Consider the following 8,925-nt stretch of genomic DNA (forward strand, 5'->3'; position numbering starts at 1 on the left):
CGCCCTCAGAAATCGAGCAGCACCGCGCCCCAGGTGAAGCCACCGCCGACGCCCTCGAGCATCACGGTGTCGCCGGGCTTGACGCGCCCCTGGCGCACCGCGACGTCGAGCGCCAGCGGGATGGAGGCCGCCGAGGTGTTGCCGTGCTCGTCGACGGTGACGACGAGCTTGTCGGCCGGTAGCTTCAGCTTCTTCGCCGTGCTCTGCATGATGCGGATGTTGGCCTGGTGCGGAATCAGCCAGTCGATGTCGGCATCGGTGCGCCCGGCCTTGCTCAACGCCGCGCGCGCCGCGCTCTCGAGCACACCCACAGCCAGCTTGAACACCGCCTGGCCGTCCATCTTCAGCAGCGGGTCGCCCAGCACCTGCCCGCCGGAGACGGTGCCCGGCACGCACAGGATCTCGACGTGGCGGCCGTCGGCATGCAGTTCGCTGGCCAGGATGCCCGGCGTGTCGTTGGCCTCCAGCACCACGGCGCCGGCGCCGTCACCGAACAGTACGCAGGTGGTGCGGTCCTTGAAGTCGAGGATGCGCGAGAAGACCTCGGCGCCGATCACCAGCGCCCGCGTGGCCAGGCCGCCGCGGATCATCGAGTCGGCCACCGCGAGGCCGTAGACGAAGCCGGAGCAGACCGCCTGCACGTCGAACGCGGCGCCGCCGAAGGCACCGAGCTTGCGCTGCACGATGCAGGCGGTGGACGGGAAGACCATGTCGGGCGTCGAGGTCGCCACGATGATGAGGTCGATCTCTTCGGGCTTGCGGCCGGCGGCCTCCAGCGCGTGGCGCGCGGCCTGCACGGCCAAGTCGCTGCTGGCGACGTCGGGTGCGGCGAAGTGGCGAGCGCGGATGCCGGTGCGCTCGACGATCCACTCGTCGGATGTCTCGATGCCATCGCGGGCCAGGCGGGCGGCCAGCGCTTCGTTCGTGATTCGCTCCGGCGGCAGGTAGCTGCCGGTGCCTGTGATGCGGGAATAGCGCGAAGCAGGTTGGCTCATCGGGAAGCGGCCAGTGCCGGCGTTTCGGTCTGGGTCTGCGCACTCGGCACCGGCATCTCGGCCAGCGTCTCGAGTATGCGGTCGTGCACGCGGTCGAGCAGGCGGTTGCGCGCCGCATCATACGCCCGGGTCAGCGCCATCTGGAACGCGAAGGCGTCGGCCGAACCGTGGCTCTTGAACACCAGCCCGCGCAGGCCCAGCAAGGCCGCGCCGTTGTACCGGCGATGGTCGACGCGCGCCTTGAAGTGGTTGAGCACCGGCAGCGCCACCACCGCGGCGAGCTTGGTGAAGACGTTGCGGGTGAACTCCTGCTTGATGAAGTTCGACAGCATGGAGGCCAGGCCCTCGGCCGTCTTGAGCGCGACGTTGCCCACGAAACCGTCGCAGACGACGATGTCGGTGGTGCCCTTGAAGATGTCGTTGCCTTCCACGTTGCCGTGGAAGTTGAGGTGCCCGCTCGCGGCGGCGGCGCGCAGCAGTTCGCCGGCCTGCTTGATGGTCTCGCTGCCCTTGATGGCCTCTTCGCCGATGTTCAGCAGGCCGACACTCGGGTCCTCCTTGCCCTCGACGGCAGCAACCAGCGCACTGCCCATCACCGCGAACTGGAGCAGGTGGTCGGCCGTGCAGTCGACGTTGGCGCCGAGGTCGAGCACGGTGGTGTAGCCGTCGCGCTCGTTGGGCATCACAGTGGCGATGGCCGGGCGGTCGATGCCCTCGAGCGTCTTGAGCACGTAGCGCGACACCGCCATCAGTGCACCGGTGTTGCCGGCGGAGACGCAGGCCTGCGCGGCCGCCTGGCCGCCGTCGACCGGCTTGACCTGTGACACGGCCACGCGCAGCGACGAATCCTTCTTCTTGCGCAGCGCCACCTCGACCGGATCGTCCATCTCGACGACTTCGCTCGCGGCGACGACCGTGCAGCGCGGCCACGCCGCGGCGGCGGCCAGCGCGTCGGGCTTGCCGACGAGGATCAGGTGGGCTTCGGGGTGCGCCTCGAGGAAGGCGCGGCAGGCCGGCAGCGTGACCGACGGCCCGTGGTCGCCGCCCATGCAGTCGACGGCGAGCGTGACCCGCTCCAGAACGGCGGTGTTCATGTCAGACCGGGGAGCGGACGGGCCGCGCCGCAGCCACGACGCCTCAGGCGTCGGCCTTGGTCTTCAGGACCTTGCGGCCGCGGTAGAAGCCGGTCGGGCTGATGTGGTGGCGCAGATGCGTCTCGCCGGTGGTCGGCTCGATCGCGGTGCCGGGCGCCGCCACCGCGTTGTGCGAGCGGTGCATGCCGCGCTTGGACGGCGACTTCTTGTTCTGCTGAACAGCCATGGAATTCTCCTGTGTGGCGGGCCCGGTGAAGGCCCCGGCCCAGCGCGGTGCCACGGGGCGCCGCGTGCGGCACCCGCCAAAGTTGCACACGCAACCCCGCCCAGGCACCCGATGAAAAGCCCGCGATTCTAGCACGGCAGCCTGCCCCTGCCGGGAGGTGACTCAGTGAGGCTCCTTGCGCTTGAGTGCCGCCAGCGCCGCGAACGGGTTCGGCCGATCCTCGGTAGCCGGCAGTTCGTCGGCCGGCGCGACCAGCGGTTGCGGGCAGGTCTCGTGCATGGGGACCAGCGGCAGGCCGAGGATCAGTTCATCCTCCACCAGCTCGTGCATGTTCAGCGAGCGAGTGAGCACCAACACATCGTCTTCGCAATCGGCGTCGATCTCGGCCGCGGTCGCCTCGTCGTCCACGAAGCGGAAGCTGCGCTGAACGGCGAGAGACGCTGCCACCGGCTGCAGGCAGCGCTGGCACTCCAGCCGGATCCGCGCCTGCGCCTGGACGTGCAGCCAGACCTCCGGCGCGCCGCCGCGAACCGGTCGCAGTTCGCCCTCGGCCTGCCAGGCGACTTCGTCGCTGGCCGCGGGCCGGGCTTCGGCGTGGGCCGATTGCGCCAGCCGCTCGAAGCCGGCCAGCGGCCAGCGACCTTCGAGCCGGCCGCCCTCCTTGGCCAGCGACTCCACATCGAGCCGCAGGGGATCGCGGGTACGCGGTTTCATGCCAGCCAGTGTACGAGGCGCGATGGGACAATCCCGGCATGACCCCGCGCCCGCCGCTGATCCTGGCCTCGACCTCGCGCTATCGGCGCGAACTGCTCGAACGCCTGCGCCTGCCCTTCGACGTCGTCTCGCCGCAGGTCGACGAGACGCCCCGGGCAGGCGAGTCGCCTGCCGCGCTGGCCGTGAGACTGGCGGCGGCCAAGGCGGCGGCGGTGGCCGCGCTGCATCCACAGGCGGTGGTGATCGGCTCCGACCAGGTGGCGGAGCTCGACGGCGCACCGATCGGCAAGCCCGGCACTCACGAGCGGGCCGTGGCGCAGCTGCGCGCCATGCGCGGGCGCAGTGTCGTCTTCCACACCGCCGTGGCGGTGCAGCGCGCAGCGATCGGTTACGCCGGCGCGGCGCTGGCGCCGGTGACGGTGCGCTTTCGCGACTTGGGCGACGCCGAGATCGAGCATTACCTGCGCACCGAGCAGCCCTACGACTGCGCCGGCAGCGCCAAATGCGAGACGCTGGGCATCGCGCTGCTGGCGGCGATCGAGTCGGACGACCCGACGGCGCTGGTCGGGCTGCCGCTGATCCGCACCTGCGCGCTGCTGCGCGAGGCGGGCATCGACCCGCTGCACGCATGAGCGCGGACAACGGCACACTCTACCTCGTACCGAACGCGCTGGACTTCGGTATCGAGGGCGCCGACGAGGCGGTGCCGCTGGACGAGGTGCTGCCGATGGGCGTGCTGCGCATCGCCGCCCGGCTGGAACACTGGGTGGCCGAGAACGCGCGCAGCACGCGTGCCTTCCTCAAGCGGGTGGATCGCATCGTGCCGCTGGCGCGGCCGCTGCAGCAGATCGAGATCGTCGAACTGCCGCGCCCCGCCAAGGGCGGCAAGCCCGCGGCCTCACCCGATCTCGGCCCGCTGCTCACGCCGCTGCGAGGCGGCGCCGACCTCGGCCTGATCTCGGAGGCCGGCCTGCCGGCGGTGGCCGACCCGGGCGCGGCGCTGGTGGAGGCGGCGCACGCCGAAGGCCTGAGCGTGGTCGCCCTGCCCGGCCCGAGTTCGCTGCTGCTGGCGCTGGCCGCCAGCGGGCTGAACGGCCAGAGCTTCGCCTTCGTCGGCTATCTGCCGGTGGAGGCCGCCGCCCGCGCGACGCGGCTGCGGGAACTGGAGGCACTCTCGCGCAAGGCGCGGCAGACGCAGATCCTGATCGAGACGCCGTATCGCAACGCCGCCATGCTGCAGGCGCTGCTCGAGCACCTTCAGCCGGGCACCCGCCTTTCGGTGAGCTGCGCGCTGACGGCGCCGGGGGCGTTCTCGCGCAGCGACAGCGTGGCGCGCTGGCGCGCCCAGCCCGGCGTCCTGCCCGCCGATCGCCCGGCGGTGTTCGCGCTGCTGGCCGAGTGAGGCCGCGCCGCGTCAGGACGAGGACACTTCCTCGTCAGGCGCCTTCTTGGCGCCGAACAGCGCCGCCACCTTCTTCTTGGGCTTGATGTAGGGTGACAGGCCGCGCGGCGCCGGTGTGGCCGACTTCTTGTCCCAGGCCGGCTCGGCCTCGGGGTTGCTCGGCACGTAGGGCTGGTCGAACAGCGGATCGGACGGCCGGGCCTGCGGCACGCTCGGTCGCGGCGCAGCGGCGCGTGCCGGGCGCTCGTCGTCGTCTTCGCGGCGCGGACGCTCGCGGAAGGACTCGCGGCGCGGGCGCTCGTCGTCGAGCTCGAGCGGCTCGATCTCGATCTTCTTCTTGATCAGCTTCTCGATGTCGCCGACCATGCGCATGTCGTCGCGCGCCACCAGAGTGAACGCCAGGCCCGAGGCCCCGGCACGGCCGGTGCGGCCAATGCGGTGCACGTAGTCCTCCGCGTTGAAGGGCACGTCGAAGTTGAACACCGCCGGCAGGTCGGCGATGTCCAGGCCGCGCGCGGCCACGTCGGTGGCCACCAGCACGTCGACCTCGCCGCGCTTGAAGGCGTCGAGCGCCTTCAGGCGTTCGTCCTGGCTCTTGTCGCCGTGCAGCGCGTTGGTGCGCAGGCCGTCGCGTTCGAAGGAACGTGCCAGCCGCGCGCAGCCGAGCTTGGAGTTGACGAACACGATCGCCTGGGTGATCGAGCGCTCCTTGAGCAGCTTGAGCACGGCGCGGCGCTTGTCGTCCGGCGCGACGCTGAAGAAGCGCTGTTCCACGGTGGAGGCAGTAGCATTCGGCCGCGCCACCTCGACCAGCACCGGGTCCTGCAGGTAGCTCTCGGCCAGGCGCTTGATCTCCGGTGAGAAGGTCGCCGAGAACAGCAGCGTCTGGCGCTGCTTGGGCAGGTAGCTGAGGATGCGCTGCAGGTCGGGCAGGAAGCCGATGTCCAGCATGCGGTCGGCCTCGTCGAGTACCACGTACTCCACCTGGTTGAGCACGCAGTTCTTGGCCTCGATGTGGTCGAGCAGCCGGCCCGGCGTAGCGATCAGCACCTCGACACCGGCCTTGAGCTCCAGGGTCTGCGGCTTCATGTCGATGCCACCGAACACCACCGCGGCACGCAGCTTGGTGAACTTGGAGTACTGCTTGACGTTGTTGGCCACCTGGTCGGCCAGCTCGCGCGTGGGCGCCAGCACGAGGGCGCGCACCGGGTGCCGCGCCGGCGACATGCTCGGGTTCTCGTGCCTGAGCATCTTCTGCAGCAGCGGAATCGAGAACGCCGCCGTCTTGCCCGTGCCCGTCTGTGCCGCACCCATCACGTCGCGCCCGGCCAGCACGATCGGGATCGCCTTGGCCTGGATCGGCGTCATCGTCTGATAGCCGGAGTCGGCCACGGCGCGCAACAGCTTCTCGTCCAGCGGCAGGGTGTCGAAGCGGGCCGGCGCGGGTGTGGCGGCCTCGGGGGTGGCGCCGCTCGTGGCGGAGCCCAGGGTGGTTTCACTCATACTGCGATTATCGCCCCTGGGGCCGTACGGGGTCGTGGCAGCGCCCGGGGCGCCACCTAGAATCGTGCGTGCACCCCAACAACACCTGCACGCTCCATGATCCTCGTCACCGGTGGCGCCGGCTTCATCGGGGCCAACTTCGTGCTCGACTGGATCGCCGAGACCGGCGAGCCGGTGCTCAACCTCGACGCGCTCACGTACGCCGGCAACCTCGAGAGCCTGAAGTCGCTGCAGGGCGACGCACGCCATGTATTCGTGAAGGGCGACATCTGCGACCGCGCCCTGCTCGACCGCCTGCTGGTCGAGCACCGGCCGCGCGCGGTGGTGCACTTTGCCGCGGAGAGCCACGTCGACCGCAGCATCCACGGGCCGGGGGCGTTCATCAAGACGAACATCGAGGGCACCTACACGCTGCTGGAAGCGGTGCGCACGCACTGGGCGGCGCTGCCGGCCTCCGAGAAGGAAGCGTTCCGCTTCCATCACGTGTCGACCGACGAGGTGTACGGCTCGCTCAAGCCCAACGACCCGGCCTTCACCGAGAAGAACACGTACGAGCCGAACAGCCCCTACTCGGCCAGCAAGGCCGCCAGCGACCATCTTGTGCGCGCCTGGCATCACACCTACGGCCTGCCGGTGCTGACGACCAACTGCTCGAACAACTACGGGCCCTACCACTTCCCCGAGAAGCTGATCCCGCTGATGATCGTCAACGCGCTGGTGGGCAAGCCGCTTCCGGTGTACGGCGACGGGATGCAGGTGCGGGACTGGCTCTACGTGAAGGACCACGCGTCGGCGATCCGCACCGTGTTGGCCAGGGGCCGCGTCGGCGAGACCTACAACGTCGGCGGGTGGAACGAACGGCCCAACATCGAGATCGTGCGCAGCATCTGCGCCCTGCTCGACGAGATGCGGCCCGACCCGGCGGGCTCATACACCCGGCTGATCACCCACGTGACCGACCGCCCCGGCCACGACCGCCGCTACGCCATCGACGCTCGCAAGATCGAGCGCGAGCTCGGCTGGCGCCCGGCCGAGACCTTCGAGACCGGCATCCGCAAGACGGTGCGCTGGTACCTCGACAACGCCGACTGGGTGGCCCATGTGCAGAGCGGCGCCTACCGCGACTGGGTGGCCACCAACTACGCCTCGCGCGGCGCCTGATGAAGATCCTGCTGCTGGGCAAGAACGGCCAGGTCGGCTGGGAACTGCAGCGCTCGCTCGCGCCGCTCGGCGAGGTGGTGGCGCTGGACTTCGACAGCCCCGGCCCGCTGTCGGCGGATTTCTCGAAGCCCGAGTCGCTGGCCGCCACGGTGCAGGCGGTGGCGCCCGACGTGATCGTCAATGCCGCCGCCCACACCGCCGTCGACAAGGCCGAGAGCGAGCCCGACCTGGCCCGCGCCATCAACGCCACGGCGCCGGCCGTTCTGGCACGCGAGGCCGCAGCGCGGGGGGCCTGGCTGGTGCACTACAGCACCGACTACGTCTTCGACGGCAGCGGCAGCACGCCGCGCGACGAGGACGCGCCCACCGGCCCGCTGAACGTCTACGGCCAGACCAAGCTGGAGGGCGAGCTGGCCATCCGCGCCAGCGGCTGCCGCCACCTGCTGCTGCGCACCAGCTGGGTCTATGGCGCGCGCGGCGGCAACTTTGCGCGCACCATGCTCAGGCTGGCGCAGGAGCGCGACGCGCTGAAGGTGATCGACGACCAGATCGGCGCGCCCACCGGTGCCGACCTGCTGGCCGACCTGACGGCGCACATGATCCGCGCGGCACGTGCCGATGAGTCGCTGGCCGGCACCTATCACGCCGTGGCTGGCGGGCAGACCAGTTGGTATGGCTATGCCTCCCACGTGGTCGCATTCGCCCGCGCCAGCGGCGTGCCACTGAGGGTGGCGGAGGGTGCGATCGAGGCGGTGCCGACCAGTGCCTTTCCCACTCCAGCGCGCCGGCCGCTGAACTCGCGCCTGAGCACCGCCAGGCTGCGCGAGCGCTTCGGCCTCGGCTTGCCTGATTGGCGCCCGGGCGTGGAGCGCATGCTCACTGAAGTCCTGGGGCGATGAGCCCCGTCTAGAATCCTCGTTTGCTCCGGGAGGCGGTCCGACGCGGGTCGCAGCATCGGGTAGCACTGACCTGAAGGCACTCGCACATCATGCGTCTCATCCTTTCGATGCTGCTCATCGCGGCAGGCGCCGCGCAGGCGCAAGTCGACCCGCTGCAGGTCGCGAACGAGACTGCCGGCGCGGCAGCCGGTTCACCGATCCGCCTTCGCCAGGCTCCACCCGCGGCTGTGCCGACAGGACGCGAACCGACGGGAATGGCCGCCGCGGCCGAGCGAGCCGACCAGCCGCGCTACGCGCCCGAGCCCCCACCCTATCAGCCCGATGACTTCGAGCGCTACGTGCGCAAGCTCGCGGGCATCGACGAGTCACGGGTGGTTGCAGGGCTCGGCGGCCACCAGCTCGACATCCGCCGTTTCGGCGCCGAAGTGATCACGGCCGCGCAGGGCATGGCGGCGCCGGACCACGGCGCACTGGTGCCGGCCGACTACATCGTGTCCGCCGGCGACGAACTGCAGATCACGCTGTGGGGCAGCGTCGATGCCGACGTGCGCACCACCGTCGATCGATCCGGCCGCATCAGCCTGCCGCGCGTTGGCAGCTTCATGGTCGCAGGTACGCGCTACGCGGATCTGCCAGACGTGATCAGCCGCCGCGTCGGCCAGGTGTTCAAGGGCTTCCAGCTCAGCGTCGGCCTCGGCCAGCTGCGCAGCGTGCGCGTCTATGTGACCGGCTTCGCCAAGCGCCCGGGTGCGCACAACGTGACCAGCCTGTCGACGATCGTCAACGTGCTGATGCGCTCGGGTGGCCCGTCGGCGGCCGGCAGCTACCGCAAGATCGAGCTGCGCCGGGGCGGCCAGACCATCGCCACGTTCGACCTCTACGACCTGCTGCTCAAGGGCGACAAGTCGGCCGACCGCATCGTGCAGGCCGA

10 protein-coding genes are annotated in these 8,925 nt (G+C 70.5%); 5 read left to right on the plus strand and 5 right to left on the minus strand.

The features are described from left to right. Window positions 1-5: 5 nt before the first annotated feature. The 4 genes from AB7U92_RS15745 to AB7U92_RS15760 form a co-directional block, all read right to left on the minus strand. Window positions 6-995 (minus strand): beta-ketoacyl-ACP synthase III, encoded by a 990-nt coding sequence (locus tag AB7U92_RS15745; RefSeq protein WP_428578743.1) that lies wholly within the window; start codon window positions 993-995, stop codon window positions 6-8. Continuing rightward, a complete protein-coding gene (gene plsX / locus AB7U92_RS15750) occupies window positions 992-2,089 on the minus strand; it encodes a phosphate acyltransferase PlsX (protein WP_428578746.1) in 1,098 nt (365 codons plus the stop codon). The genes AB7U92_RS15745 and plsX overlap by 4 nt, the downstream gene beginning before the upstream one ends. A gap of 43 nt (window positions 2,090-2,132) precedes the next feature. Next, window positions 2,133-2,315 carry a 50S ribosomal protein L32 gene (gene rpmF, locus AB7U92_RS15755; protein WP_112190625.1) on the minus strand — a complete coding sequence of 61 codons (183 nt, stop codon included), beginning with the start codon at window positions 2,313-2,315 and terminating at the stop codon, window positions 2,133-2,135. Between the two features lie 162 nt (window positions 2,316-2,477). Beyond that, entirely contained in the window at window positions 2,478-3,029 is a 552-nt protein-coding gene (locus tag AB7U92_RS15760; protein WP_428578750.1) for a YceD family protein, read from the minus strand. A 38-nt stretch (window positions 3,030-3,067) separates the two neighbouring features. Between AB7U92_RS15760 and AB7U92_RS15765 the strand changes: the two genes are divergently transcribed. Both AB7U92_RS15765 and AB7U92_RS15770 read left to right on the plus strand, forming a co-directional pair. Continuing rightward, window positions 3,068-3,661, plus strand: coding sequence for a Maf family nucleotide pyrophosphatase (locus AB7U92_RS15765; protein ID WP_428578753.1), 594 nt, complete (start codon window positions 3,068-3,070; stop codon window positions 3,659-3,661). After that, on the plus strand, window positions 3,658-4,431 hold the full coding sequence (locus tag AB7U92_RS15770; protein ID WP_428578756.1) for an SAM-dependent methyltransferase: 774 nt from the start codon (window positions 3,658-3,660) through the stop codon (window positions 4,429-4,431). Before AB7U92_RS15765 ends, AB7U92_RS15770 begins: the two co-directional genes overlap by 4 nt. A 12-nt stretch (window positions 4,432-4,443) precedes the next feature. Here AB7U92_RS15770 and AB7U92_RS15775 read toward each other — a convergent pair whose 3' ends face one another. After that, a complete protein-coding gene (locus AB7U92_RS15775; RefSeq protein WP_428578758.1) occupies window positions 4,444-5,934 on the minus strand; it encodes a DEAD/DEAH box helicase in 1,491 nt (496 codons plus the stop codon). Window positions 5,935-6,030: 96 nt separating this feature from the next. Between AB7U92_RS15775 and rfbB the strand changes: the two genes are divergently transcribed. The 3 genes from rfbB to AB7U92_RS15790 all read left to right on the plus strand — a co-directional run. Further along, window positions 6,031-7,095, plus strand: coding sequence for a dTDP-glucose 4,6-dehydratase (gene rfbB, locus AB7U92_RS15780; protein WP_428578761.1), 1,065 nt, complete (start codon window positions 6,031-6,033; stop codon window positions 7,093-7,095). Then, window positions 7,095-7,994, plus strand: a complete 900-nt coding sequence (gene rfbD, locus AB7U92_RS15785) for a dTDP-4-dehydrorhamnose reductase (protein WP_428578764.1) — start codon at window positions 7,095-7,097, stop codon at window positions 7,992-7,994. The genes rfbB and rfbD overlap by 1 nt, the downstream gene beginning before the upstream one ends. Window positions 7,995-8,083: 89 nt before the next feature. Continuing rightward, window positions 8,084-8,925: polysaccharide biosynthesis/export family protein (locus AB7U92_RS15790; protein ID WP_428578767.1), on the plus strand; the 842-nt coding region annotated here is incomplete at its 3' end.

It is taken from the genome of Piscinibacter sp. (assembly GCF_050175855.1).
Lineage (GTDB): Bacteria > Pseudomonadota > Gammaproteobacteria > Burkholderiales > Burkholderiaceae_C > Piscinibacter.

Bases quoted from the DNA above. Each gene is read 5' to 3' on its own strand.
- AB7U92_RS15745 (WP_428578743.1), bottom strand. From the start codon at position 995: ATGAGCCAACCTGCTTCGCGCTATTCCCGCATCACAGGCACCGGCAGC.
- plsX (WP_428578746.1), bottom strand. From the start codon at position 2,089: ATGAACACCGCCGTTCTGGAGCGGGTCACGCTCGCCGTCGACTGCATG.
- rpmF (WP_112190625.1), bottom strand. From the start codon at position 2,315: ATGGCTGTTCAGCAGAACAAGAAGTCGCCGTCCAAGCGCGGCATGCAC.
- AB7U92_RS15760 (WP_428578750.1), bottom strand. From the start codon at position 3,029: ATGAAACCGCGTACCCGCGATCCCCTGCGGCTCGATGTGGAGTCGCTG.
- AB7U92_RS15765 (WP_428578753.1), top strand. From the start codon at position 3,068: ATGACCCCGCGCCCGCCGCTGATCCTGGCCTCGACCTCGCGCTATCGG.
- AB7U92_RS15770 (WP_428578756.1), top strand. From the start codon at position 3,658: ATGAGCGCGGACAACGGCACACTCTACCTCGTACCGAACGCGCTGGAC.
- AB7U92_RS15775 (WP_428578758.1), bottom strand. From the start codon at position 5,934: ATGAGTGAAACCACCCTGGGCTCCGCCACGAGCGGCGCCACCCCCGAG.
- rfbB (WP_428578761.1), top strand. From the start codon at position 6,031: ATGATCCTCGTCACCGGTGGCGCCGGCTTCATCGGGGCCAACTTCGTG.
- rfbD (WP_428578764.1), top strand. From the start codon at position 7,095: ATGAAGATCCTGCTGCTGGGCAAGAACGGCCAGGTCGGCTGGGAACTG.